This window comes from Roseobacter weihaiensis (genome assembly GCF_020622345.1).
GTDB lineage: Bacteria > Pseudomonadota > Alphaproteobacteria > Rhodobacterales > Rhodobacteraceae > Roseobacter > Roseobacter weihaiensis.
The window spans coordinates 19,684-42,912 of record NZ_JACNMO010000034.1 but is presented as its reverse complement, the minus strand read 5'-3'; the positions used below and the strand labels follow the sequence as shown (position 1 = coordinate 42,912).

Annotated in this window: 29 protein-coding genes; 23 read left to right on the top strand and 6 right to left on the bottom strand. The window is 56.8% G+C overall.

The features are described from left to right. The 5 genes from H7847_RS24120 to H7847_RS24100 form a co-directional block, all read left to right on the top strand. Positions 1-421 (top strand): hypothetical protein (locus H7847_RS24120; RefSeq protein WP_227272051.1); only part of this gene is annotated, 421 nt, incomplete at its 5' end. 5 nt (positions 422-426) lie between these two features. Next, on the top strand, positions 427-759 hold the full coding sequence (locus tag H7847_RS24115; protein WP_227272050.1) for a hypothetical protein: 333 nt from the start codon (positions 427-429) through the stop codon (positions 757-759). Between the two features lie 8 nt (positions 760-767). Continuing rightward, a complete protein-coding gene (locus H7847_RS24110; protein ID WP_227272049.1) occupies positions 768-1,463 on the top strand; it encodes an N-6 DNA methylase in 696 nt (231 codons plus the stop codon). 181 nt (positions 1,464-1,644) lie between these two features. After that, entirely contained in the window at positions 1,645-2,517 is an 873-nt protein-coding gene (locus H7847_RS24105) for a tyrosine-type recombinase/integrase (RefSeq protein WP_227272048.1), read from the top strand. 11 nt (positions 2,518-2,528) lie between these two features. Continuing rightward, positions 2,529-3,731 (top strand): IS91 family transposase, encoded by a 1,203-nt coding sequence (locus H7847_RS24100; RefSeq protein ID WP_227272047.1) that lies wholly within the window; start codon positions 2,529-2,531, stop codon positions 3,729-3,731. A 348-nt stretch (positions 3,732-4,079) separates the two neighbouring features. On the opposite strand, the gene H7847_RS24095 is transcribed toward H7847_RS24100, so the two are convergent. The 3 genes from H7847_RS24095 to H7847_RS24085 form a co-directional block, all read right to left on the bottom strand. Then, entirely contained in the window at positions 4,080-4,601 is a 522-nt protein-coding gene (locus H7847_RS24095) for a cupin domain-containing protein (protein WP_227272046.1), read from the bottom strand. A 39-nt stretch (positions 4,602-4,640) separates the two neighbouring features. After that, positions 4,641-5,123 carry a YbhB/YbcL family Raf kinase inhibitor-like protein gene (locus tag H7847_RS24090; protein WP_227272045.1) on the bottom strand — a complete coding sequence of 161 codons (483 nt, stop codon included), beginning with the start codon at positions 5,121-5,123 and terminating at the stop codon, positions 4,641-4,643. 163 nt (positions 5,124-5,286) lie between these two features. Further along, positions 5,287-6,054 (bottom strand): helix-turn-helix transcriptional regulator, encoded by a 768-nt coding sequence (locus H7847_RS24085; protein WP_227272052.1) that lies wholly within the window; start codon positions 6,052-6,054, stop codon positions 5,287-5,289. A 242-nt stretch (positions 6,055-6,296) separates the two neighbouring features. Between H7847_RS24085 and H7847_RS24080 the strand changes: the two genes are divergently transcribed. From H7847_RS24080 to H7847_RS24070, 3 genes are read left to right on the top strand one after another with little or no spacing between them, the layout of a single operon-like run. Beyond that, complete coding sequence (locus tag H7847_RS24080) at positions 6,297-6,857, top strand: helix-turn-helix domain-containing protein (protein ID WP_227272044.1); 561 nt, start codon at positions 6,297-6,299, stop codon at positions 6,855-6,857. Beyond that, positions 6,854-7,387 carry a GNAT family N-acetyltransferase gene (locus tag H7847_RS24075; protein WP_227272043.1) on the top strand — a complete coding sequence of 178 codons (534 nt, stop codon included), beginning with the start codon at positions 6,854-6,856 and terminating at the stop codon, positions 7,385-7,387. The genes H7847_RS24080 and H7847_RS24075 overlap by 4 nt, the downstream gene beginning before the upstream one ends. Positions 7,388-7,390: 3 nt before the next feature. Then, positions 7,391-7,849 (top strand): DMT family transporter, encoded by a 459-nt coding sequence (locus H7847_RS24070; protein WP_227272042.1) that lies wholly within the window; start codon positions 7,391-7,393, stop codon positions 7,847-7,849. 138 nt (positions 7,850-7,987) lie between these two features. Here the strand turns inward: H7847_RS24070 and H7847_RS24065 are convergent, their stop codons facing one another. Continuing rightward, a complete protein-coding gene (locus tag H7847_RS24065; protein WP_227272041.1) occupies positions 7,988-8,593 on the bottom strand; it encodes a recombinase family protein in 606 nt (201 codons plus the stop codon). A gap of 94 nt (positions 8,594-8,687) precedes the next feature. Between H7847_RS24065 and H7847_RS24060 the strand changes: the two genes are divergently transcribed. The 15 genes from H7847_RS24060 to H7847_RS23990 all read left to right on the top strand — a co-directional run bounded on the left by H7847_RS24060 (position 8,688) and on the right by H7847_RS23990 (position 21,152). Further along, positions 8,688-9,155, top strand: a complete 468-nt coding sequence (locus tag H7847_RS24060) for a hypothetical protein (RefSeq protein WP_227272040.1) — start codon at positions 8,688-8,690, stop codon at positions 9,153-9,155. 85 nt (positions 9,156-9,240) lie between these two features. Continuing rightward, on the top strand, positions 9,241-9,537 hold the full coding sequence (locus tag H7847_RS24055) for a type II toxin-antitoxin system RelE/ParE family toxin (protein ID WP_227272039.1): 297 nt from the start codon (positions 9,241-9,243) through the stop codon (positions 9,535-9,537). A gap of 4 nt (positions 9,538-9,541) precedes the next feature. Next, positions 9,542-9,847 carry an addiction module antidote protein gene (locus tag H7847_RS24050; RefSeq protein WP_227272038.1) on the top strand — a complete coding sequence of 102 codons (306 nt, stop codon included), beginning with the start codon at positions 9,542-9,544 and terminating at the stop codon, positions 9,845-9,847. Positions 9,848-10,454: 607 nt separating this feature from the next. After that, positions 10,455-10,790, top strand: coding sequence for a DUF1419 domain-containing protein (locus H7847_RS24045; protein ID WP_227272037.1), 336 nt, complete (start codon positions 10,455-10,457; stop codon positions 10,788-10,790). A 247-nt stretch (positions 10,791-11,037) separates the two neighbouring features. Then, positions 11,038-12,945 carry a ParB/RepB/Spo0J family partition protein gene (locus tag H7847_RS24040; protein WP_227272036.1) on the top strand — a complete coding sequence of 636 codons (1,908 nt, stop codon included), beginning with the start codon at positions 11,038-11,040 and terminating at the stop codon, positions 12,943-12,945. A 61-nt stretch (positions 12,946-13,006) separates the two neighbouring features. Continuing rightward, entirely contained in the window at positions 13,007-13,333 is a 327-nt protein-coding gene (locus tag H7847_RS24035; protein ID WP_227272035.1) for a hypothetical protein, read from the top strand. Continuing rightward, on the top strand, positions 13,330-14,184 hold the full coding sequence (locus H7847_RS24030; RefSeq protein ID WP_227272034.1) for a hypothetical protein: 855 nt from the start codon (positions 13,330-13,332) through the stop codon (positions 14,182-14,184). Before H7847_RS24035 ends, H7847_RS24030 begins: the two co-directional genes overlap by 4 nt. Positions 14,185-14,559: 375 nt before the next feature. Continuing rightward, on the top strand, positions 14,560-15,051 hold the full coding sequence (locus H7847_RS24025) for a hypothetical protein (protein WP_227272033.1): 492 nt from the start codon (positions 14,560-14,562) through the stop codon (positions 15,049-15,051). An 802-nt stretch (positions 15,052-15,853) separates the two neighbouring features. Then, entirely contained in the window at positions 15,854-16,735 is an 882-nt protein-coding gene (locus H7847_RS24020) for an ArdC family protein (protein ID WP_227272032.1), read from the top strand. Positions 16,736-17,028: 293 nt separating this feature from the next. Continuing rightward, the gene (locus tag H7847_RS24015) at positions 17,029-17,214 is read left to right on the top strand and encodes a hypothetical protein (RefSeq protein WP_227272031.1); all 186 of its coding nucleotides are present in this window, start codon (positions 17,029-17,031) and stop codon (positions 17,212-17,214) included. Then, positions 17,186-17,917: a ParA family protein gene (locus H7847_RS24010; RefSeq protein WP_227272030.1), complete on the top strand. Its 732-nt coding sequence runs from the start codon at positions 17,186-17,188 to the stop codon at positions 17,915-17,917. Before H7847_RS24015 ends, H7847_RS24010 begins: the two co-directional genes overlap by 29 nt. 10 nt (positions 17,918-17,927) lie before the next feature. Then, entirely contained in the window at positions 17,928-18,869 is a 942-nt protein-coding gene (locus H7847_RS24005) for a ParB/RepB/Spo0J family partition protein (RefSeq protein WP_227272029.1), read from the top strand. 13 nt (positions 18,870-18,882) lie between these two features. Next, a complete protein-coding gene (locus H7847_RS24000; protein WP_227272028.1) occupies positions 18,883-19,167 on the top strand; it encodes a hypothetical protein in 285 nt (94 codons plus the stop codon). 352 nt (positions 19,168-19,519) lie between these two features. After that, entirely contained in the window at positions 19,520-19,966 is a 447-nt protein-coding gene (gene mobC / locus H7847_RS23995; RefSeq protein WP_227272027.1) for a plasmid mobilization relaxosome protein MobC, read from the top strand. 418 nt (positions 19,967-20,384) lie between these two features. Further along, a complete protein-coding gene (locus H7847_RS23990) occupies positions 20,385-21,152 on the top strand; it encodes a relaxase/mobilization nuclease domain-containing protein (protein WP_227272026.1) in 768 nt (255 codons plus the stop codon). A gap of 9 nt (positions 21,153-21,161) precedes the next feature. On the opposite strand, the gene H7847_RS23985 is transcribed toward H7847_RS23990, so the two are convergent. After that, positions 21,162-21,605, bottom strand: a complete 444-nt coding sequence (locus H7847_RS23985) for a DUF192 domain-containing protein (RefSeq protein WP_227272025.1) — start codon at positions 21,603-21,605, stop codon at positions 21,162-21,164. Further along, on the bottom strand, positions 21,605-23,218 hold the full coding sequence (locus H7847_RS23980; protein WP_227272024.1) for an LPD7 domain-containing protein: 1,614 nt from the start codon (positions 23,216-23,218) through the stop codon (positions 21,605-21,607). Before H7847_RS23980 ends, H7847_RS23985 begins: the two co-directional genes overlap by 1 nt. Between the last annotated feature and the right edge of the window lie 11 nt (positions 23,219-23,229).

Sequence of the window (23,229 nt, the reverse complement as noted above, 5' to 3'; positions counted from 1 at the left end):
GGCCGAGGCGCAGCCCATCGGCGGAAGGAAGGCACCAAGCCCCCACCGCATCACCACAAAGGAAAATCCCATGACAAAACCGGTCGTGATCAGCGCCAATTCGCCCGACTACTGGCCCGAAGTGCGGCGCAGGGCGGCAAGACGAAAAGCCATGGCTGAGGCCAAGGCAGCTTTCGACAACACGCCAACAGGTATGATCTACGAAAAATGGGTTGCCGACTTGATGGATGCGGTCAGCATCGCAGCCCGCAACGCCGGTTTTCGTGACGATGCCGCTCAGTATCAAATTTTTCGTCAAGAATGCGCCGATCTGTGGAGCCTTCCCGAGATTGCGTCCGAGGACGCCGCCGCGCTGCGTGCCGAGGCCGCACGCGCAATTGACGATGCAGTGGCGCAGCTTTGCGGACAGAGCCGGGAGTAAGGTTGATGGATTTTCTTCTGCTTTGGTCTGGCGATGTGCGCGGAATGCGCAAGGCCCAAATTCCATCAACCCCATGCAAGGGATACCTGCACCGAATTGACGAAAACGGCGCGGCGGTCGTGCCAGATCGCGAGGCTATCGAGGCAGTTTTGCCCGTCCGTTTGCGGCCAGCTTTCCGGCGTTCGCAGCAATGCCAGATCAACAATGACGAGCCTATGCGCGGTCAACGGCAAGCGCCGCTTATGTTCGACCTTTGCCGACAAAATGGAACATGGATCACCCGTCTATATCTGCAACCGCTTGATGCGGCTTTCGCAGACCAACAGGCCGCATCATGACACCGGCCATGAAAGAGTTTGTCGGGCTGGTGAACCATATCGACAGGTCCAAACACCGTGGGCATGTCTTCACCGATTTCTGCGAAATGGCTTATTGCGCGCTGTCCAAACAGGCCAGCCCGTTCGAGGACCAACGCGAGAAGCTAGAGGCGCAATATGAGGACGTGGAACGGCGCTATGAAAGCCGTGAATACGTCCACGAGCATTTCGGCAAATTGCTGGCTCTAGCATCGGTCGGAATCGCGCAAGGTGGCTCTGACTTTCTGGGCGTGGTCGCAGGAGAGCTTGGCGCGCTCGACGGTCGCCTTGGCCAGTTTTTCACACCCTACACGGTGTCGCGTCTGTCGGCTGAAATGACGTTCGGTGACGTGTCACGCCAGATTGAGGAACAGGGTTTCGTCACCGTCCAAGAGCCTGCCGCCGGAGCTGGGGGAATGCTGATGGCCGTGGCTGATGTCATCGAGGACAAGGGCCACAACTTGCAAACCTCGCTTTGGATCGAGGCGGTAGACCTGTCGATCACCGCCTATCACATGTGTTACGTCCAATGCGCAGCGCGTGGTCTGGCTGGCAAAGTTTTGCGCGCCAACAGCATTTCCCTAGAGGTGTTTTCCGCCGCCTACACGCCCGCTGCGCCCACCTTTGTTAGCAAACACGGAGACCCGTTGGGGTCGAGTCCGGCTGGGGGCGGAATCGTATCATAAGGCATTCCAGACATCCGCTGCGCCGTGATCGAACTGGTTAGATGCGGGACTTGGACGAAACCGCTCTCGCGGTATTGGCGCTTGTAGCGGGTATTGCGCTCTGATTGGGCACAGTGATTTGGTGGATTGGCGCACCTGTTTGACGATTGGGACCTTCTCAATCTGATGACAGGAGGTTCCGATGACGGACCAGTATGTGCCTGCGCTGCGCCAGCGTTTTCTCGAAGACATGCGGATCAAGGGGCTTCAGCCGAAGACGCAGACGATGTATCTGCGAGCGATGCGGGAGTTCACGCGGTATCTGGGCCATTCGCCCGATAGCGCGACACCGGAGGAGCTTCGGGCGTTCCAGCTTGATATGAAGGAGCGCGGCGTTGGTGCCCCGACCTTCAACAACCGGTTGACGGTGTTGAGCTTCTTCTTTGCCACCACGTGCCCGCGGCCTGAGATGAAGCGGCATATGCGCTACCAGCGGGCTGCCAAGAAGATCCCCGTCGTGCTGAGCGCGGAGGAGGTCACGCGCATTCTCGAAGCAGCACCTGGGCCGGGTCTGCGGTATCGAGCGGCGTTCAGCGTTGCCTATGGCGGCGGGCTCAGGGCAAGCGAGGTCACCCATCTCAAGGTGGGCGATATCGACAGCGACCGCATGCTCATCCGCATCGACCAGGGCAAGGGCCGAAAGGATCGGCATGTGATGCTGTCGCCGAGCCTGCTGGAGCTTCTGCGTGATTATTACCGCGAAGTCCGGCCCGCAGGCTGGCTCTTTCCTGGCCGCAACCGGGTCGATCCGATCTCGACGCGGCAGTTCAACAGGGCCTTTGGCATCGCCTGTGACTTCGCCGAGATCAGAAAGAAAGTCTCGCCCCATACGCTGCGGCACAGCTTTGCCACCCATCTGCTGGAAGGCGGGACAGATATCCGAGTGATCCAGGTGCTCCTCGGACACGCCAAGCTGGAGACCACCACGGTCTACACAAAGGTGGCGACCAAGACGATCCGGGATGTGACGAGCCCGCTCGATCTGTTGGTGCGACGGGAGGCCGGCTCCGGCTAAGCCGGGTCTCGGTGCCACGTCCAAAGCTGGAGGTCGCGGATATCTTCCGCACCCATGGTGATGCGTATCGCCACGCGCATGCCGGGCATCTGAACCTGCCGCAGTTGAAGGTGATGTCCTCCATCGAGATCTGCCGGACCGCGGCACTCGGTGGCCATGTTGCCGCTTGCACCAAGTGCGATCATCGGCACATTGCCTACAACTCCTGCCGCAATCGACATTGCCCGAAGTGTCAGGGGGCAGCCGCGCGCGATTGGATGCTGGCGCGGATGGAAGACCTGCTCCCGGTGGAATACTTCCATGTGGTCTTCACGCTGCCCGCGCTGATCGCGGATATCGCGTACCAGAACAAGGTGGCGGTCTATGGCCTGCTGTTCAAAACAGCCGCGCAGACGCTGCTGACCATCGCAGCCGACCCCAAGCATCTGGGCGCAAGGATCGGCATGACATCGGTGCTGCACACATGGGGCTCGGCGATGACGCATCATCCGCATGTGCATGTCATCGTACCGGGCGGCGGGCTGTCGGCAGATGGTGCCCGCTGGATCGGCTGCCGCCAAGGGTTCTTCCTGCCGGTGAAGGTCCTGTCACGGCTGTTCCGGCGCCTGTTCCTCGAAGGGCTGGTCAAACTGCACAGTGCTGGCAAGCTGAGCTTCTTCGCCGATCTGGCAAGACTGGCAGACCCGAGTGTCTTCGCGGCCCATCTCGCGCCGCTGCGCAGGACCGAATGGGTGGTTTACGCCAAGCCTCCCTTCGGCGGACCCGAGGCCGTGCTGGCCTATCTCAGCCGATACACGCACCGGGTCGCAATCTCTAACCACCGGCTGATCAGTACCGATGGCGACACGGTGTCATTCCGCTGGAAGGACTACCGCATCAGGCGCGGGGACCGCATGAAGATCATGCGCCTGCCCACGGATGAGTTCATCCGCCGCTTCCTGATCCATGTGCTGCCGTCGGGCTTCCACCGCATCCGTCACGCGGGCTTCCTCGCCAACGGCATCCGCCAGGACAGGATCGCGATGATCAGACGCTTGCTGGACAGTGAGCCAGAGCCGGATCAAATGGCCGAAGAAGAGGCGTCCGCCGGTGCTAACGAAGAAGACCAGCTTCAGCCTTGCCCGAAATGCGGCGGCCCGATGCGTGTCATCGAAACCTTCCTGCGCGGTCAACTCCCGCGATCCCGAGCACCACCATTGGAGGAAGCCGCATGATCCAAACGTCACACCTGGTTCCACCATCCGCAGGCACCGGACCAGTCGGTGCGGCCACTCCACCGAAACCCGCGTTGCAAAAGACCCATGGCAACAGCAAAAGGGCTGTCCCGCAACATCGGTCCAGACAGTTCAGCCAGCCGACACTGATCGGCGTCGTCAGCTTCGAATGTCAGGGCATCGGCCAACCAAGCCTTGAGACACTATCCCCATAGCACCGAAATCCTCCCACGCTTTCCTCCTTGTCAGGTTTATCGCCGCTGCAGCTCACGCTGACAGCTGCCACAAACCTTGGACTTTGCTGCCGTTCGCTGCTGTTGCGCCAACGTCCGTTTTGACATGACAAGCCTACTTCTTCCCCGCCCCTTTCGGTTCTTCGAGTGCTTTGTGATCGACTAGGTTCCACGGCAACCCCGCACTGCGAAATATGCGTTTTTGCTGGCGGGGATAATCGCCCACGTCGTGTGCAAGCCGCTCGCCCACCACGATGCATCGCAAGGTCCGGTCTCCGCTATTGTAGATAGAATGGGCAAGGCCGCCCTTGCGATATCCGATGAAATCGCCAGGTCCGATGGCGTGTTCTTCATCGCCGATGAGGGCAGTTGCCTCTCCTTCAAGGACAAAAACACATTCATCCTCGTGGTGATGGACATGGTATTCGGTTGTGTCGCAACCGGGTGCAACTTCGATGATATGAAACCCGAATCCTTCCAAACCAGTCAGGTCGCCCAGGCTTTTGTTCACCCGCTTGGCATTGGGGTTGAGAAAGTGGGTCTTGGAAAGCCCCTCCATCTCTGCGATCTGATCTGCGGCTAAAAGATAGACGTCTTTGGCAGACCCGACGGGCGTGCGTTCATCCTTGTTCGACATGTTCGAAGACTTCCTCGTGTTCTGTGTTTCCGCGTCATTCTACCTGCCATAGACTGCCGTGATCGAGGCCCTTGCAAGGCTCGTATTCTCGGCAAAGAAACCGACCAGTGCGCCCGACGCCGTCTCATCTACGGGCAAAGCCTCTTGGGGCATGGCAAACACTGTGAACACATAGCGATGCGGGTCTGCTCCTTCGGGTGGACAGGCTCCGCCAAAGGCGTTCTGAGAAAAGTCGTTTCGGGCGGCGAACGCGCCCTCCGGCAACGGCTGACCAACTGTACCAACACCTTCCGGCAGGCTGGTGACTGTGGCAGGGATATTCGCAAGCGACCAATGCCACCAGCCCGAGCCGGTCGGTGCGTCAGGATCGTATGCGGTCACTACGAAACTGTTTGTGCCCGCGGGCGCGCCGCTCCAGCTCAACTGCGGTGAGAGGTTGCCGCCCTCGCAGCCAAAACCGGCAAAGACCTGATCTAAATCCAAGCTGTCACCGTCTGCGATGTCGGATGAAACTAGGGTCATATCGGCCAATGCCGGGGACGACAGCAAAAGACCAATTGAGACGAGGCTGGCATTGATAGGGCGGCTAAGAATGGTGTGGGGCACAGTATGTATCTCCGGTTAGATGTTCTTGGGATACGGTAGCCAATCCTTCAGAAGGGTGCCGTGCCGCCTCGTTCAAATGTCATGCCGAACCGATCAATGTGCGTCTATCGTTTGTGCGGATGGCGGATGGAGTGATACCGAAGCGCGCCCGGAACCGCTGCGCAAACCGAGAGGGGCACGCGTATCCGACATCAAGCGCGATCCGGTTGATCGGCAGTGATGTGGTCTGCAGCAAACCAAGCGCCAGTGTCATGCGCACATCGGCCAGCATGTCGCCAAACGTAGTGCCATCCGAGGAGAGACGCCGTCGCAATGTTGCTTCACTGACAGCCATTGCGCGGGCTGCTTCTGCGGCGCGCCACGGGTGGTCAGGCTCGGCGGAGACATGTGCGCGTAACTGTTCCTTAAATCCAAGGGGAACGGGGCTGCCGAAGCCAATCCCGACCTCTGCCAGCCACAGCAAGACCTCTCGCACAGCATGCTCGCGCAAGCGTTTGGGACAGAGTGGATCGTCCAGCGCGGTCGCGGCCCGTTCGAAGGCAGTGGTAAGACGGTCGTCCCGCGATGTCGCGTGGGGATCACCGGGCGGCACCGCCAGCTCTTGCAGAGCCGTCTCGTCAAACAACAGGGCAGATGCGATATAGCTGCCCTGACTTGGCTGGTTTTCGATAATCAGCGGCACCCGCGCTGGCAAAACGCCCAGGTATCCTGCGCGGATCACGGTTTGCGCGTCTTTCGTCCGCGCGGCCTTGCGTCCCTGACGGACCAATACAATTGCGCATTTCTCGGCGCATATGGCCCGAAAGACAGCATGACAGGACTGGCGAATAAGATGCACGGACGACATGGGACGTGAGGCTATCATAGCTTCACAAGAAAACGAAACCTATTCAATCGCGCCTACTAACCGCCATTCGCTGCTTTGCAGAAACCCGGTAGATTGGGCTCAATCCGGACTTGCGGCAGCGCGGCAGTGCCGGGTGCTTTTTAGACGACCGGTCTGCGGGAAAACCGCTCTTTCGCTGCGTCTGCGCCAACGGCAGCTTTCAAGGATTGACAAAAAACTCATATAAGAGAATTATCCCGAATATGGGAATCAGCACTCTCTCCGAAACGTCAAAACTGGCACAGCATTTGCGGAGTCTTCGCGAGCGGTACGGTATGACCCTCGCCGCTCTCGCGGAACGCAGCGGAACCAGCCGCGCAACGCTGTCGCGTATCGAAAATGCTGGAGTGAGTCCGACCGCCGAAACACTTGGGCGTCTTGCAACCGTTTACGCGCTGCCCATCTCGCAATTGCTGGCACCTCTGGATGACGTGTTTCAGCCGGTCGTTTCGCGGAAAGATCAAGCGGTTTGGGATGACCCGGAGCACGACTTTTCTAGAAGAAGCATCTCACCTTCGAACGGCCAGCTAACAATTGAGCTAATTGAAGGCCAGCTCGGCAAGGATCAGTTGATCACTTACGCCGCGCCCGCGATCCCGGGTCAGGAACATCATGTCTATGTTTTGTCTGGCAGAATGGAAATCACTGTCGAAGGCGTCGCGCACGACCTTAAGGCGGGGGACTGCCTTCGCTACATCCTTTTTGGCGAGACAGCTTTCAAAACAACCTCCAGCTCCTGTCAGTATGTGATTGCTCTCTCATGATCAAACCAACCATTTCGATCGCTGCCCTTGCACCGTCCGATATCGAAACGCATCTCGGTGATCTGACCAAGGTACTTAGGGATAGTGTCCTTGATGGTGCCGCCATCAGCTTCATGGAGACTTTGACGGACGCAGAAGCGCAAAGTTTTTGGCAAATCGATGTCCGTTCCGACGTAGAGTCTGGAAGTCGTCTTCTATTCGGGGCTTTCGTTGATGGCCAACTTGTTGGCACCGTCCAGCTGGTTGTGAGTATGCCGCCCAACCAGCCTCATCGGGCAGAAATCTCGAAAATGGTCGTCCATCCTGAGAGCCGCCGTCTTGGTCTGGGCAAAGCGCTCATGACCGCTGCGCTTGCTGCGGCAGAACGCGCGAACAAGACACTCGTGACGCTCGATACGCGCACTGGTGACGTATCCGAAGCCCTCTATCGCAGCGTGGGTTTCGAGCAGGCTGGCGTGATCCCCGATTTTGCCTTTGACCCTGATGGACAAACGCGCCACGCAACAACCTATATGTATAGGTATCTTTGACGAATGACACATTCGTCCCTGATCTTTGCCGTCTTGGCCTTTGTAGGTGGTATGCTCGTGGCAGCACAGGGACCCATCTATGCGCGGCTCTCAGCTGGCCTGAATCGGGACTTTCTGCTTGCCGTTTTTCTGGCCTTTTCAACAGCAACGGCGCTAACCGGCGCGCTCGCTTTTCTGTCTGGCAGTTTTCGAAACCTAACGGTGACAACACTCACCCATTTGCCACTCTGGGTATGGCTCGGAGGGGTGTTCGGTGCGATCCACGTGGTCATTTCGATGCAGAGCATCCCCGCGCTCGGCGTCACGCTCTTTCTCGTGATCGTCGTCACCGGCAATTTGGTAGGCGCAGCTATCTACGATCATTTTGGAGCAATGGGTCTTGAGGTTCGTTCGTTCTCCCTGATGAAATCGGTTGGATTACTCTTGGTAGTTGTGGGGGTTGGGATCGTCGTCCGAGCCTGATCATTGCGCTCAGGTTTTCACGCTCGCTCCGGGAAAGCCGACATTCGCCATGGCGCAGAAAACCGGAACTCAGGACTCATAGTGAGTTCGCCGCATACGATGTGAATGTCCGGTGTCGCCGTCAGCGACATGGTGGCATCATGAGGACTGTCGATGTCGTTTTATGATTTCTCCGACGGTATTTTTTGAAATCCCGAGATCACGGGCGATCCAGCGATATGAGCGACCATCTGCGACCAACTCTACTACCTTTGGCGCCAGTTTGTCCGATTTAGGACGTTGCCCTGGTTGGCGGCCAAGTTTCTTGCCACGTGCGCGTGCGGCAGCGAGCCCTGACTTCACACGTTCACTGAGGAGGTCGCGTTCAAATTGGGCAATTCCAGCTAACATGGTCGCCATCATGCGCCCGTGCGGCGTGCCAAGTTCGAATGTCATGCCGCTCATTGCGACAATAGAAACCTTCCAGCCAGCCATTCTGTTCAAGGTGTCGAGCAAGTCCTGTGTAGACCGCCCCCATCGGCTGAGTTCGGAAACCAGTACGACATCAATCTTTCGCGCTTGAGCCAAAGCAATGACCTTACTGCGCTCAGCACGGTTTGCTTTGATACCTGATGCGGTTTCCTTGAAGGTACTGACCACATCATACCCACCGCGTTCGGCAAAAGCTGTCAATTCTGCAACCTGTCGTTCGCAGGATTGGTCCGACGTGGAAACGCGGGCGTAGATGGCTGCACGTTGTCCCAATTGAACCCCCTCCGATTTTGGCGTCGTAACTTGTTGATTTTGTTGGTGCGGATATTGTCCAAAACAGACTAATATTAAGGGGGCCAACAGAGTTGTGCGGAAGTGGCACAGAAAGGGCGTCACACACGAGACTGAGGGCGATCAGTTTGCCGCCTATGCCGCCGAGTTGGAGGACGTCGCACCCCACTACAATGCAGCCCTTGCCCGCGAAATGCTCAAGCCAAAATATGGCCGCGTCGTCGCGTTTGAGAGCTTTGAGCTGACCAACCTTAACGCCCGGATCAAGGCCACAGAGAAACGCATCGCACAGCTTGAACGTGCGGCGGAGGCAGAGACTAGCCAGCGCGAGATTTTGGATGGATGCACCATCGTAGAGAACACCGAGGAAAACCGCCTGCAATTCATCTTCAACGGGAAGCCCGACCCAGAGGTCCGCGCGATCCTGAAAAGCTATGCTTTCAAGTGGGCACCGACCCAAGGGGCATGGCAACGCCAGTTGACCAATGCGGCGCGCTTCGCTGGCCAGCAGGTTGAGCGGAAGCTAAGGGAACTGAACACATAACAAGCCATCGTGTCGGAACCGGTGAAAATTCCCGGTTCTGACATCTTCCTCTTGTATATGTGTAGCTTTCAGGCTACAAGTTTTCATGATAGAAATACGTAAAACAGATGACTTCAATCGATGGTTCTCGCGCCTGAAAGACAAGCGCGCAAAGGCTAAAATTGCCCTTCGCATCGATAGGCTGAGCCTTGGCAACCCTGGCGATGTTGAGCCAGTAGGCGAAGGTGTCAGCGAGATGCGTGTCCATGAAGGTAAGGGCTATCGGGTCTACTTCATCTCGCGCGGGGACGTGCTCGTGATCCTGCTTTGTGGTGGGAACAAAAAGACCCAGACCCGCGACATCAAACATGCCAAAGACTTGGCGAAACACTTGGAGGACTAAGACGATGGCTACCAAAACAACGCCTTATGATACCGCTGATTACCTCGACACACCCGAGGTCATCCAAGCATACCTTGAAGAAGCTTTTGAGAGCGGTGACAGTGTGCTTATCGCTGTCGCACTTGGCAACGTCGCGCGGGCGCAAGGTATGAGCAAGATCGCGACCGAAACCGGTTTATCGCGCGAAAGTCTCTATCGCGCACTCAGCGAGAAGGGTAACCCCGAACTCGGTACCGTCCTTAAAGTGCTGGGGGCTATCGGGGTTACCCTTTCCCCGAAATACGCAACAGCGCAAACACAACCACATTGATGTTGGCAAATCCCGCGCGATAGCGCGGGACCGCGCTCTAGGCTTCAGCCGGCAGACCGGCTTTCGCCCGAAGCCCCCCTGCCCTGTTCTCCCTGCGGCCGGAAGGCGATGGAACCCGTCTCGGCCGAGCCAGGTTCCATCGCGGCCACATGGTCGCCCAGGGCAGCGTGTCTTCGCCCTTGCGGGTGACGATCGTTCCCTCCGCTGCGCATCGGCTTTTGCATTGATCAGATGAGATCCGCGCAGGGTGCGCAGATCGATGTGACAGCGGACATCGCCCCCGCCGCTTCGCTCTAGGGGCGCTGACGATTTTTCCGTTTGATTGGTCCGCCCAACAGACCTGCCCTGGCCGGTCAACAGACAAGCGCCGCGCACAGCGTGTCGTCTCCGCTGGGGGCCGTGTCCTCGGCTTCGCCTGCGGGCCGCACCACCCCCCAGCTCCGATCCGTTGACAGTCCATGTCAGGCCCGTGGGTCGGGCTTCGCCCTCTCCCACTCTGTTCCGCCGGAAACATGCGTTTCCGGGCAGATCAGATTGGCCGAGGCGCAGCCCATCGGCGGAAGGAAGGCACCAAGCCCCCACCGCATCACCACAAAGGAGGCCAGATATGGCTATGAAGTTTGTTTCTATTCACGAGGGCGTGGCGGATCGCAGCCAATCGTTTGAATTGATCAATCGCGGCTACGGGCCAGAACAACGGTTTGCAGGCCAATGGTTTGAGACGACCGAAGACGTTTTCACATACTTCCTTGAGGTTTTGCCTCCGCTGGATTGGACCGCTGACGGGTTCTCCATGTCGGAGTTTTCGACCGGCTATCTCACTGACGCATTCGTGCGGATCAAGGGGCGGTTCTTTTGCCTTTGCATCCATCGCGAACGGCAGATGGATTTCACCAACACCGTGCGCGCTTTCAAAGCTACCGAGCCGCTGAAAGCCGCCTGACATCGGCCACTCCGCAAAGGGTGCGCCGTAGGCGCTGCCTGCGCCCGGAAGGAGGTGAAACCATGAGCAGAGCAGTTATCGAGCAGCGCAAGCGTGAAGCTATCGCGCTTGTGAGAAAGGGAGGTCTCTCCGCCAAGATCGGCCTCGCCTTTCTGAAACAACACGCCGCCTAAGCGGCCTCGCCTCACCCCAAAATGGGGTGGGGCACCCATACCAAAAACCAACTCACCACACAAGGAATGTCCCAATGTCCAAACAAGATACCATGATCGCTGAGACCGCCATTTCGACTGGTACACAGCGCTTTCCCCTCGCTGACACATACGTGTCCGAACACAATCCACGGGCCAACGAAGAAATTGACCAAGACTCGATTCAACAGCTTGCCGAAACCATCATCACAAGCGGCCTTATCCAGAACCTATGCGGCTTGATCGATGAAGACGGCAAGGTTGGGATCGTTGCAGGCCGTCGCCGGTGGCACGCGCTGCAAATCGCCGTCAAGGTGCGTCCTGACTTGGCGATGATCGATGTGCAAGTGACGGACGATCTTATGACCGCGCGCAGTTGGGCACTGCATGAAAACGAACAGCGGGAACAGATGGACATCGTTGATAAAATCCGGGCCTATGCCGGATCGCAGGAACGAGGTCTTTCGGTGTCGCAGATCGCAGCCGCGTACTGTGTGACAGAGCAAGATGTTTACCGTTTCGTTGCGCTTGGTGCCCTTCCTGCGCCAGTGCTTGATGCCCTAAAAGCCGGGCATATCAGTATCAGTGACGCGAAAGCCTTCACGATCTGTGACGACGAGGCCAAAATCCTAGGCGTCTTGGAACAGTGCATCGAAGGCTATGGCTGGTCCGCCTATCAGATCAAGCAGGCGTTGAACGATGACAAGCTGGACGCCGACTGCCGGAGTATGCGGTTTGTCGGCCTCAAAGCCTATACCGACGCTGGCGGCACGCTGGACACCAACTTGTTCGATGATGACGCCACCGTTGCCGATCCGACCATTCTTGACGATCTGGTTGAAACGAAGCTGACCGAGGACGCCGAGGCTTTCCGAAAGGAACACGATCTTGCGTGGGTTGAGGTTGTTCACGACAGCCATGTGATGCGTCACGATCTGACACGTGATGGCACCTATTGTTCGCTGACCAAAATCCCCGGCGTGCTGACAGATGAACAGCAGGCGCGTTTTGAGGAACTGGATGATGGCCCATGGTGGCAGCTTGACGAAGACGAGCGGGAAGAAAAAGACGCTTTGAAGGACATCCTTGAAGGTGACTATTCGACCGAACAGCGCGCCATGTCCGGGGCTGTTGTCTACATCACGCGCAGCGGCGACTTGTCCGCCGTCATCGGGTTGGTGAAGGCCGAGGACCGCGCAAAAGCGGTGGAGGCCGGGTTCCTCAAATCAGACGAGGTGTTGGCCGCCGAGAAGGCAGCAGAGGAAGCGGCGATGGTGCAAGAGGCTGCGAAGTCGCCCTATGCCAACAGCTTTATGGAAGACATGGCCGCAATCCGGTTGGCGGCGTTCCAAACGGCTCTGTTGCGCAAGCCTGAAATGGTATTGGACCTGTTGGCCTTTGGTTTGTCTCGCGGTTCCCATTGGGGCACGGAAACCATGGCTGTGCGCTTCGATTTCCAGCGCAACAAACCACAGGGTGAGGATGATGCGTTTACGCTTCACCGTGATCTTGGTGGCGAACGTCCAGATGATGAAATCGAATTGGACGAGGACGACGCCGAGGATGCGAACACAGCAGAGGCATTCCACGCCTTCGTTGAAGGGGGCAAGAAGTCTCGCAACGCCCATATCACCGGATGGTTTGCACGGGCCTTCAAGACCCAAGACGCGGAGTTCATGGCTCTGATCGCTGACAGGGCGGGCGCGGACATGCGGGAGGTTTGGACGCCGACAGCGGCGAATTGCTTCAAACGTCACAAGGGGTGGCAATTGGACGATCTGTTCATGGGGCTCTTGGATCGAGAGGCAGATGACACTCAATTCTTGGCGTTCAAGAAGCTGAAAAAGCGCCAGAAGGACGAGACGATGCACGGCCTGTTTCACAGCGCCGATGTGCAGGAGGCTTACAAGGTCACGCCCGCTCAAAAGGCGCGGATCGACGCTTGGGTTCCTGAGTGCTTCTGATCAGTCGGCAGGGTGCGCAAGCGCCCTGCCCTATCACCCACAGAACAAGAGGAAATGAACCATGGCGTTCCAGAACGACACCAATACGGGTCGCGTTCAAAAGATGATCGACCTGTTGGCGCACCTCAAGAAATCCGCAGGCGTGAATGGCGCCAGTGATGCAGAGCTGGCCGAGATGCTAAAACCACTGACCGGCGAGCTGGCCGTATTCACAGACGCAACATCGGATCAACCTTCCGAAGACCGACAATTCCCAGAACTGGCCCAGTTGAAACCCGGCCAGCGGGCCGCGCTGATCCTGGCGGATCAAGCTTCATTGCGAGAACTGATTGCCGCCTTAATGGGCCGTCTTGATGCTCATGCTGACCGGTTGGAAGGTCAGCCATGACCTATCAATTCAAACACCCAACATGGCCCGGTGTAAGTGAGCCGGTTGAAGGGGCAGACCTGCGCGTCTTGTCGCTTGGGGCTGGTGTCCAGAGCACCACCCTAGCCCTGATGGCTGCGCATGGCGAAATCGGCCCCATGCCCGACGCCGCAATCTTTGCGGACACAGGGTGGGAGCCGGAAGACGTGTACGAGCATTTGGCATGGCTTGGCAGCGGCAACGTCCTGCCGTTCCCGATCTACCGAGTGCAAGCTGTCGATCTGCGTTCGCAAGTGCAGGGCCGAGCGGAAGGGGTTGAAGGGCGGTTTGTGTCTATTCCTTATTTCTTGGACCACGGGGGGATGAACCGTCGCCAATGTACCCGAGAGGCAAAGATCGATCCGATCCGGCGCGAAGTGCGGCGCTTGCTTGGCGTGGCCAAGGGCGCGCGGGCGACCGGCTTTTCGGTTGAGCAGTGGATCGGAATAAGCACCGATGAAACCGAGCGCATGAAGGATGCGCGGGAAAGCTGGATCACGCACCGATGGCCTTTAATCGAGGCGCGTATGTCTCGCGGTGATTGCCTCGCGTGGTGCCGCCGTCACGGATACCCAGAGCCGCCCAAATCGGCTTGCATTGGGTGCCCGTTTCGCAACAACGCGCGGTGGTTGGATATGACCCGTAATGATCCGGCAGCATTTCAGGACGCTGTTGCGCTAGACGCAGCCATGCGCCGCAACGGACCCGCCAATGGTATGCGTGGGCTCGAATACATGCACCGCTCATGTCGCCCTCTTGGCGAGATTGATTTTGAAATCGAATCCGGTGGGGCCGACTTCCTTGATGAATGTGATGGTGTATGCGGGACATGATAGGCAAGCATTCGCCACGCTCTTCGCACCTTTGGTCCATTCCTTGCATAGCCCTATCGTTGGCTCTGATACATGAGGACTAGCCACGGCTTCCGCGAAAGGAAGAATTGGCGGGCCGTCCATCAGCCGAACTAGACATTTCCTTGTGGTGAGGAAGCACTTGGCCCCGCTCACACGGGGTCATTTTTTCTTCATCTTCTCGAAATATCCACGGGGTTTGGGGCAGTCAGCCCCAACAATGTCGTCTCAGACGACATTTCAGCAGCTTTTCCAGACCGGCCCCGCCGGTCCTCGCAGATGCGACCGAACGCGCTCGCCAAAAAGCGCCGTAGCGAGTGCGCACCTGTGGAATAGCTTTTAGTGTAGGTTGATCACGTGTATCGCCTTTATTACTTTGCCCACAGCAGGTTTGCACAAGAAAGCGAACACAACACAAATGTCTGGAACCACTACGTGCGTTTTCTACTCCTCGAACGTCCGCGTACCGAAAGTGATGATTTAGAAGCCTTCGACACTAGCTCGTTGGACCTTGCCCCCGAAGAGTCCGATCATCACTCACTTCTCAAAATCCTCGACTATATTGAAGAACACCCCGATCATTCCTTCGGCAAAACCTTTGGTTTTTGGCGGTTTATGACATCTGAGGTTCTGCCCCCTGACCCTGGCATCATTAAGATGGCTCTTTCAGATGAACCTGACGGGCGCTGGCTCGAAGTCTTCGCATTGAACGATGATGAGGCGCATTGGACCTCGCAACATTTGCGTGACAAGTTGGTGCTCGATGATCTGCGTGCCAACTATCCCTTGTTCGCGGTGGTGCCATTGAGGCGCGGTCGGCCTTTTCTGCAGGTGGTTGGTGGAAATTAGTCGTCTAGGCCAGTTTGGATTGCCTTGGGCAAATCCCGCGCGTTTGCGCGGGACCGCGCTCTAGGCTTCAGCCGGCAGACCGGCTTTCGCCCGAAGCTCCTCTGCCCTGTTCTCGCTGCGGCCGGAAAGCGATGGAACCCGTCTCGGCCGAGCCAGGTTCCATCGCGGCCACATGGTCGCCCAGGGCAGCGTGTCTTCGCCCTTGCGGGTGACGATCATTCCCTCCGCTGCGCGTCGGCTTTTGCATTGATCAGATGAGATCCGCGCGGGGCGCGCAGATCGATGTGTCAGCGGACATCGCCCCCGCCGCTTCGCTCTAGGGGCGCTGACGATTTTTCCGTTTGTTTGTCCGCCCAACAGACCTGCCCTGGCCGGTCAACAGACAAGCACCGCGCGCCGCGCGTCGTCTCCGCTGGGGGCCGTGTCCTCGGCTGCGCCTGCGGGCCGCACCACCCCCCAGCTCCGATCCGTTGACAGTCCATGTCAGGCCCGTGGGTCGGGCTTCGCCCTCTCCCACTCTGTTCCGCCGGAAACATGCGTTTCCGGGCAGATCAGATTGGCCGAGGCGCAGCCCATCGGCGGAAGGAGCGGCGCATAACGGTTGCTGGAGTGAGAAAGGAGGACAGTTGAATGCTGCAATGCGGCGTTTTTCCGACGGTTTTTGTCGGGACCGGCAGCTATACGCCTACGTTTCCCCGGAAAAGAGCGAAATATCGCGAAGAGTCAACGCCCTAAAGGCTATACGTTTGTACGTATATACGTATTCGTGCAAATGTATACGTATAAAAGTGAGGAACCACAGATGGTACGAACAGCTAAATTCGACGCCTATGCTGCAATCACAAGAAGCATCATTGCCGCTCTCGAAAGTGGGAGTCTACCGTGGCGCAAACGCTGGATTGGAAATGGCCAATCTATGCCGAAGCGTGTGTGTGGAACCGCCTATCGTGGCATCAATGTCCTGGCATTGTGGGCCGCCGCCGAGGAAAACGGCTATTCTTCGCCGTTCTGGATGACATACCGTCAAGCGTCGGAGCTTGGTGGACAAGTGCGGAAGCGCGAGAAGTCGTCACCCGTTGTGAAATACGGAACATTTGAGCGAACCAATGAGGAAAGCGGTTTAGAGGAAACAGTCCCCTACCTTCGGGCGTATCGTGTGTTCAATGCAGATCAAATTGACGGTCTGGATGATCGGTTCAAAGGTGATACCGCGATTGACACGGGTGTTCGTCCTATCCCCGAACTAGAGGACTTCTTTGGGTCCATTGATGCGAGCATTACGCATGGTGGGTGTCGCGCGTACTATGATCCAGAAAGTGACGTGATCAGGATGCCGCCGGTCGCTGCATTCATTTCCGAGCGGCACTATTATGCGACACTTTCCCATGAGGTCATTCACTGGACCGGGCACACATCGCGTCTCAATCGGTTGGTGCCCTACCGGCGGAAAAGTGGTTACGCCAAAGAAGAGCTTGTCGCTGAAATTGGCGCTTGTTTCTTGGGTAGCCATATCGGTGTGGAGCCGATGATCGATGAAGTCGCAAGCTATCTCGACCACTGGTTGAAGGCGATTGGCGAAGACAAGAAGCTGATTTTCAGGGCAGCGGCACAGGCTCAGAAAGCCGTTGATCTGGTTCTGAGCAAGTCCAACAGGTTCACTCAAAGAGACTGTTCAGGTCTCTAACAACGGCAATCCGGCTTTCGGCTGGATTGTCCCCTATCAAATTTGTGGATGAAAGGAGCCACATTCGGCAAGTGTAAGAGGATTGGTGGTCAATGCTGCGCGGCAGACGGGACAACCATCACCCCAACCGAACTTAGGCAGGTTTGGAAGACCGCGCGGAATGTCGTCTGAGACGACATTCCGCGTTGGCGTGCAGATTGACACAAAATCGAACGTGACAGGCAGACTTGTTGCCCTTACGCACTTTTGTACGTACGTAAGTGTGTAAGGAGCAGTGGGCAATGGGAGAAGAGATGAGCAAAGAAGACCGTGAACCAATAACGACAACGCTCAGAAAGACCGTCAAAACGGCACTGAAATATGAATCGGTACGACGCAACCAGCATATGGGCGAGATAATCGAAGAAGCGTTGGCCAAGATCGGTATCCCCGAGCAAGAGGACGAGAGCGGTGAAAACAATAGTAGTATCAAACAATAAAGGCGGTGTCGGGAAGACAACCGTTGCCACACAGATTGCCCATTCTTTGGCGGCAGATGGCAACTCGGTTGTGTGTATTGATTTGGACGGACAGCGCAACATGTCTGCTAGTCTTGAAAACATGAAGGAGCTTGGGTCCGCGCTTGCACTTGTCGCGGATGGCGAAGCTCCTGAGATTGATCTTGCATCAGGCGAAATTGGGCTGATCAAGGGTCATGTCGATCTGATCGAGCAGAATGACGAAGAGGTTATGTCCCGCTTATCGACTGCCATGCGGTCTATCGATGGCGTGGACTTCTGTGTGGTCGATACACCCCCAAGCTTTTCTGTCGTGGTCTATGGTGCCCTGTTGGGTGCGGACTACCTGTTGGTGCCTATTGAGATGAAGCGATACAGCATTGAGGGCTTGGAGGGTGTCTTGTCCGCGTTCATGTCAGTCAAGGATGTGAACGAAGGCTTGGAGCTGCTTGGTTTTGTCCCTTCGAGGTTTGATGCTGTTAAGGCCCAGGAACGTGCGACACTAGCCGAGGTGATCGAACAATTCTCGGAAGTGATGGTTCCCCACGCTTTCCGAAACCGTGTGGCCTATGAGGAAGCGCAAGCCAATGGCATTCCGTTGGCTGAGGTGAAGAACAAGAGCGGGAAAGAAGCTGCAAAGGAATTTGCAGAGTTCATGGAATGGCTCAAGGGCAGGATTTACTAGGAGGTGGGCGATGTCGGGTAAAACACTATCGGCGCTGGCCAAGCTTCAAAAGTCTGGAAAGCTGGATGCGGCAGTAACGAAGAACAAGGAGCAAGATGCGGGAGCGGGTCAAATCCCTCTTTCGAAGATCCAGCCTGATCCTGATCAGCCACGAAAGGAATTTGACGACGCAAAGTTGAAGACGCTCGCAGGGAGCATCAAGCAATACGGTGTGCTTCAGCCTATAACTGTCCAACCGGCGAATGATGAGGGTATCCATCTCATCATCATGGGCGAGCGGCGGTGGAGGGCGGCGAAGCTGGCTGGCTTGGACAAGATGCCCGCTGCGGTTATGGAGCCGACCGCAGAGTTGCGTGAAATCCAGATCACGGAGAACATCGAACGGGCGGATTTGACGACGATGGAGATAGCCCTTGCTGTTGAGCAGTTAGCACAGGATGGGCGCAAACGTTCAGAGATTGCCAAGCGGCTTGGATACTCTGAGGCCCAGGTCTCAGCCTTTCGCAGTATCCTCAAGATGGACCCTAAGCTGCAAGAATTGGCAAAGGCATCTGTGCCATCGCGCGCCTTGTCGGACCTAAACGCGCTCTGGAAATCCCATCAGGAAGCCGTTGAGGACTACATTCAAGGAACGCCTGCGAGCGACGTTACGCGAACGACGATTGCCACTTTGCGCGACAAGCTGGAGAAGACGGACGACGAGGCAGGGCAGGGGAGCCAACAAGAAAGTGCTGGCCAGCCCGAGGAAGACACTTCAGAGCGATCTACAGCTCAAAAGCCAAAATCGAAAGGTGTGGTGCTGATCGTAGAACACAATGGTGTTATAGGGAGGATGATCACCGATGAAGCTGCATCCACGAACAAATCGGTGATTGTCAGTTTCGATAACGGCGCGCGCCGCGAAGAAGTGAAGCTGGAAGAGATAACTTTGGTGGAGGCATTGGAGGTCTAGAAAGGAACACGCCATGTTGAAGGAGACGATGAAATTCACGGTTTGGAACGCGATGGTTTACCTTCGGGTTCCTCTACGGTTCATGATGAAGTTTTTCGCATGGCTGTTCCTTCTGGGATCAATCGCGGGCTTCTTCGCCATCGTGTTCGGATACAACGGGGAACCGCTGATGGTGCAAGTCGGTGCGCTCCTGGTCATGGTTCTGTTGTTCTGGCTGTGGTCAGCCGCAGCGTACTACTACGACAGCTTGCTCTTTCGTCTCACGCCAAAAGAGCGGGAGCTGTTCCTCCCAGACTAAATGAAGATCAATGTGAAGTTGGAGGCCCGCTTTTCGGCGGGCCTTTTTCCGTTCTTCATCTTCTAGAAATATCCACGGGGTTTGGGGCAGTCAGCCCCAACACAAATATGTTGTTTCGCGCTTGCGCGTCCTTTCTTCGAAAAGACGGTTCATCGCTCAATGTCGTCTGAGACGAGAAGTAAGGTTGATATTAGGACTAGTGCAGGATAGGCTTGCCGCCAGCATTGTAATCAATATGAACATGGCCCAGAAATCCGCATTCGTTCAAACCCGCGTTCCGCCCGAGGTCCGAAAGAAGCTAGAGGTGCTAGCTGCTTCGGAGGGTCTGAAGCTTCCGGAGCTTCTGAGGCTTATGATCGATCAGGTGACAGAGGGGGTAGAAGTACCCGGCACAAAGCCAGAGGCAGAACAGCAGGCGGTCCGACGAGAGGCGAAGGTGACGGTGCGTTTGCCAGTGGATGCTTTGGAGCGGCTCGACGAAGAGGCGCGTAAAATGCGGGTACCTACCTCGACCTGGGCGGCGAAGGTTTTGACAGCGAAAGCGCGGATGGCCCCGCAACCGGTTCGGCATCATCGCGCAATGATCCAGAAAGCATTCAAGCAGGTTCGCGGTCTGGCTACGAACGTGAACCAGATGGCGCGCCAAATGAACCGAGGGGTTTTTACAGGCGATGCCTACGCTCCGACCAAGTTAGAGCTTGTGCGTGTGTCGGAGGGTATTTCTGCGGCAAGAGCTGATTTGCGTCGTTTCGCGAGCGGTCTTTATGCGCTGGAAGAAGTGAGGAAGAACGATGAGTGACTTCGAGCGTCCGCTGGGGTTCCAAGATTGCTGGCGGGCGAAGCCTGCACGGACAGTGCGAAGCAGCGCAGCTGGGTACTTTGGCGTTCCGCGTCCAAGCCCAAAAGCGGATAGTGCAACTTCTACAGGCGGCCAGGGAAAGGGCAGGGCGGGCCGTTCTGCCGGTGGAATGTCTGCGAGCGACAAGGCGACACTCGCAAGGGTGGTGCGGCGCGCTCCAGAAGTGATGGTCAGAGTGACCCGCCCGTCAAAAACGGACAAGTCGGGAAATACGATTAAGGTCAATCGAGCAAGCGAAGGTGTGCGTCTCACGGGGCACATCGAATACATCGGTCGAAACGGGAAACTTGAGCTGGAAACAAGCGAGGGCCAGGTCATGGAGGGTAAACAACAGGCTTCAGCTCTAACAGGGGATTGGTTGGCAAAGCACGACGACGATCTGGCCAATGGATTTGCAACACAGCGGACACGTATTTCGACCAGTATGGTTTTCTCGATGCCAGCCCATGTGAATGCAGAGGCGGTGAAGGACTCGGTTCGGTCATTGGCCGAGGATGAGTTCGGCGGTCGTCATGACTATGTGATGGCGTTGCACACCGATACGAAGCATCCCCATGTGCATCTGACCGTTCGGACGGTTGGTGAGGACGGGATCAAGCTGAATCTACGGAAGGCAGACCTTCAGTATCTGCGGGATCAATTCGCTTCCAAACTGCGGCAGCGCGGGATCGATGCGGAGGCGACGCCCCGACACGCCCGTGGTGTACCGCAGAAATCGCCTCAGATGGCCATGTATAAGATCCGACAAAGAGGGCAGGTTCCGGCTACTGATCGTGCCAAACGTGAGGAAGTGGAAAGAGACATGGCGGCCCATGGCGGCCGTCTTCCAGATTATCCATGGGATCATGCGATGATGAACCGTCGAAATAGGGTCATGGGAACTTACATCCGGGCCGCGACGGCCTTGGCCCGATCCGAGGATGCAGAAGATCAGGCGCTTGCGCGCGACACAGAACGTTTTGTGGCGTCTCTGACCAGCTCACGGACTGAAAGGGTGCAGATGGCCTCTGAGGCGTCACAGGGTCGCTCAGGAGGCCGCTCAGGCGTTCAGGGAGGGGAGAGGGCGTCAGAGAGGGGCAGGGGGCCGCGAGAGGACGAGAAAGGCCGTCCTGATCGTGAGCGATAGTCTCCGCCGCTAGGGTTGGTCTGGAAGAGACCAGGTTACAGTGTCCCCGATTTGTAAACCGGCGCGTTCTGCGGCTCCGGCGTTTATTTCAAGAACAGCGATGGTGTTGTTGGGGCCAGATACCGGCCAGAGTTGGCTCGGTTGAACATCAGGTTCAATTTTTGAGATGCGTTGGGTGTCATCAATGAACACCATGTCTATGGGGAAAGACATTCCAAGCATCCAAAACCGGACCTTTTGAGGTTCGGTATAGACGAAGAGCATACCTTCGTTTGGAGCCAGATGATCGTGATCAGAAAGTCCGGTCGCCCGCGTCTCTGTTGTGTCGGCCACTTCAACCATAAATTCTCGGTGCATCGGCCCGACCACGATCCGTTGTTCTGGCAGTGGATCGGCTGAAACTGAAGCAGCGCCGATCATAGCGAAGAAGGTCATGGCCACGAGTTGACGCACTATCTACCGCCTCTGTCTTGGGCTTCGTCTTTTTCAAGGGTTTTTGTGCGCTCAGCGGTCGTGATCTGGGCCGCTCGCTGCTGTTGAGCTGCGGTGACGTTGGGCAGCTTCTCTTTGGTGATTTTCTGCCCTGTTGCGATTGTCTTGCCCATCTCTGTGCGGGCGTTGGCGAGAGCTGTGTTGATGTCTTTTTTGTCCACGCCTTGCGCTTGCAGCTCAGCTTCCATGATGGCGAGTTTGGACTTTGCGCCCGAAAGCTGTGGGTCACGCGCTGCTTCGGGCGATTGCAGACGATCAGCAACAGCATCCGCACGGTCTTTGTCGCCAGCTTTCTTTACGCCATCTCCGTTCACGGGTGGATTGCCAGCTAAGGGCTGTTGGGCTTCGTCACGGCGTGTCACTGGTTCGACCCTTTCATTTTGTTGGCGTTGAATGTCTCTGGCGTCCCATTCCCGGCGAAACGTATCGATCTGCTTTACTTCGCCGGTTTTGGGATCGGTCTTTTCGACGGTGACGGGTTTGGTTCCTGCTGAAGCGATTGTGGCGGTATCACCGACTTTGAGGTTGTTGTCGTTCACCATGTCGGGGAGGCCAACGCCCCAGAGCTTGTGAGAGCGCCCATCAGGCAGTTGCATTGCGACATATGGGGTTTCCGCTGCCTTCTCACGGTCTCTGTAAGGAGCGGTTCCTATGTCGGTGATCTTGCCCGTAACGCCCTTGTCGTAGTTGGGAATCTCGACAACGTTCGAATCCGAGGGCAGGGAGCGCGCATTTGTTGGTGATGCAGCTTCTTTGCCTTGTGTTGCCGATTGCTCAAGGCCGTCTGCACGCTCGATGACGCGATAGCCTACCAGCTCTGCCCTGCGGTCTGCCTCCGCTTTGTCTTTGTCGTTAGGTCGATAGCCTCGCACGTCGATGCCCTGGGCCGTGCCTTCGATCCACATTTCACGCCGGAAATCTTCAGGACCTTTCACGTTCATACGGGACCAGCCGCGATGCGCAGCCAACTCAACCATATCCATGGCCGTTGCACGGTCGGCATTTTTTGTTTTGAGGCTGTCACCCTGATCTTGGATGGCGGGTGTCTTGTCGTCATAGCCACGGTAAAGCTCTTGGGTGTTACCGCGCTGAGTGACAACAAATCGCTCATCAAATCCTCTTGGGCGCGCGAATTTATCGTCCGGGGCAAGCTTGAGGTCGGCACCCGGTTCCACGACAAGCGATGACCTATCATCGTCAGAACGCGAAAATGTCGTCTGAGACGACATTTCCTTTGCCTTGGCTTTTGCGCCTTCGACGTCTTTTGCGTCTCGCTCAGCAACCTGTGTGCCGTCCGAATTTACCCTGGCGGTATCGTTCAGCACTTGGTCAGGTTTCGAAACTTGCTTGTCTGCTTCAGCATTTTCGGCAGGCCATTTCCCGTCAACTTTGTTGATGAAGGACCGGCTCCCATCTGTTGGCTCATGTCTGATGCGACTAGCACCAAGATCGTCGGCCTTTGTTTTCGCCGCATCCAGCGATGTGAAAGGGTAATCCACTTCCGCAAAAGGGTCGTAGATGAAGTAAGTCGCTTTTTCGGGTTCCGGTGTTTGGGTCGTGTTGTCTTCTGCCATGGTGGTCTCCT

Excerpts from the sequence above, each read along its gene's own strand:
- H7847_RS24115 (WP_227272050.1), top strand. The coding sequence starts at position 427 with ATGGATTTTCTTCTGCTTTGGTCTGGCGATGTGCGCGGAATGCGCAAG.
- H7847_RS24110 (WP_227272049.1), top strand. The coding sequence starts at position 768 with ATGAAAGAGTTTGTCGGGCTGGTGAACCATATCGACAGGTCCAAACAC.
- H7847_RS24105 (WP_227272048.1), top strand. The coding sequence starts at position 1,645 with ATGACGGACCAGTATGTGCCTGCGCTGCGCCAGCGTTTTCTCGAAGAC.
- H7847_RS24095 (WP_227272046.1), bottom strand. The coding sequence starts at position 4,601 with ATGTCGAACAAGGATGAACGCACGCCCGTCGGGTCTGCCAAAGACGTC.
- H7847_RS24090 (WP_227272045.1), bottom strand. The coding sequence starts at position 5,123 with ATGACCCTAGTTTCATCCGACATCGCAGACGGTGACAGCTTGGATTTA.
- H7847_RS24085 (WP_227272052.1), bottom strand. The coding sequence starts at position 6,054 with ATGTCGTCCGTGCATCTTATTCGCCAGTCCTGTCATGCTGTCTTTCGG.
- H7847_RS24080 (WP_227272044.1), top strand. The coding sequence starts at position 6,297 with ATGGGAATCAGCACTCTCTCCGAAACGTCAAAACTGGCACAGCATTTG.
- H7847_RS24075 (WP_227272043.1), top strand. The coding sequence starts at position 6,854 with ATGATCAAACCAACCATTTCGATCGCTGCCCTTGCACCGTCCGATATC.
- H7847_RS24070 (WP_227272042.1), top strand. The coding sequence starts at position 7,391 with ATGACACATTCGTCCCTGATCTTTGCCGTCTTGGCCTTTGTAGGTGGT.
- H7847_RS24055 (WP_227272039.1), top strand. The coding sequence starts at position 9,241 with ATGATAGAAATACGTAAAACAGATGACTTCAATCGATGGTTCTCGCGC.
- H7847_RS24050 (WP_227272038.1), top strand. The coding sequence starts at position 9,542 with ATGGCTACCAAAACAACGCCTTATGATACCGCTGATTACCTCGACACA.
- H7847_RS24045 (WP_227272037.1), top strand. The coding sequence starts at position 10,455 with ATGGCTATGAAGTTTGTTTCTATTCACGAGGGCGTGGCGGATCGCAGC.
- H7847_RS24040 (WP_227272036.1), top strand. The coding sequence starts at position 11,038 with ATGTCCAAACAAGATACCATGATCGCTGAGACCGCCATTTCGACTGGT.
- H7847_RS24035 (WP_227272035.1), top strand. The coding sequence starts at position 13,007 with ATGGCGTTCCAGAACGACACCAATACGGGTCGCGTTCAAAAGATGATC.
- H7847_RS24030 (WP_227272034.1), top strand. The coding sequence starts at position 13,330 with ATGACCTATCAATTCAAACACCCAACATGGCCCGGTGTAAGTGAGCCG.
- H7847_RS24020 (WP_227272032.1), top strand. The coding sequence starts at position 15,854 with ATGGTACGAACAGCTAAATTCGACGCCTATGCTGCAATCACAAGAAGC.
- H7847_RS24015 (WP_227272031.1), top strand. The coding sequence starts at position 17,029 with ATGAGCAAAGAAGACCGTGAACCAATAACGACAACGCTCAGAAAGACC.
- H7847_RS24005 (WP_227272029.1), top strand. The coding sequence starts at position 17,928 with ATGTCGGGTAAAACACTATCGGCGCTGGCCAAGCTTCAAAAGTCTGGA.
- H7847_RS24000 (WP_227272028.1), top strand. The coding sequence starts at position 18,883 with ATGTTGAAGGAGACGATGAAATTCACGGTTTGGAACGCGATGGTTTAC.
- mobC (WP_227272027.1), top strand. The coding sequence starts at position 19,520 with ATGATCGATCAGGTGACAGAGGGGGTAGAAGTACCCGGCACAAAGCCA.
- H7847_RS23980 (WP_227272024.1), bottom strand. The coding sequence starts at position 23,218 with ATGGCAGAAGACAACACGACCCAAACACCGGAACCCGAAAAAGCGACT.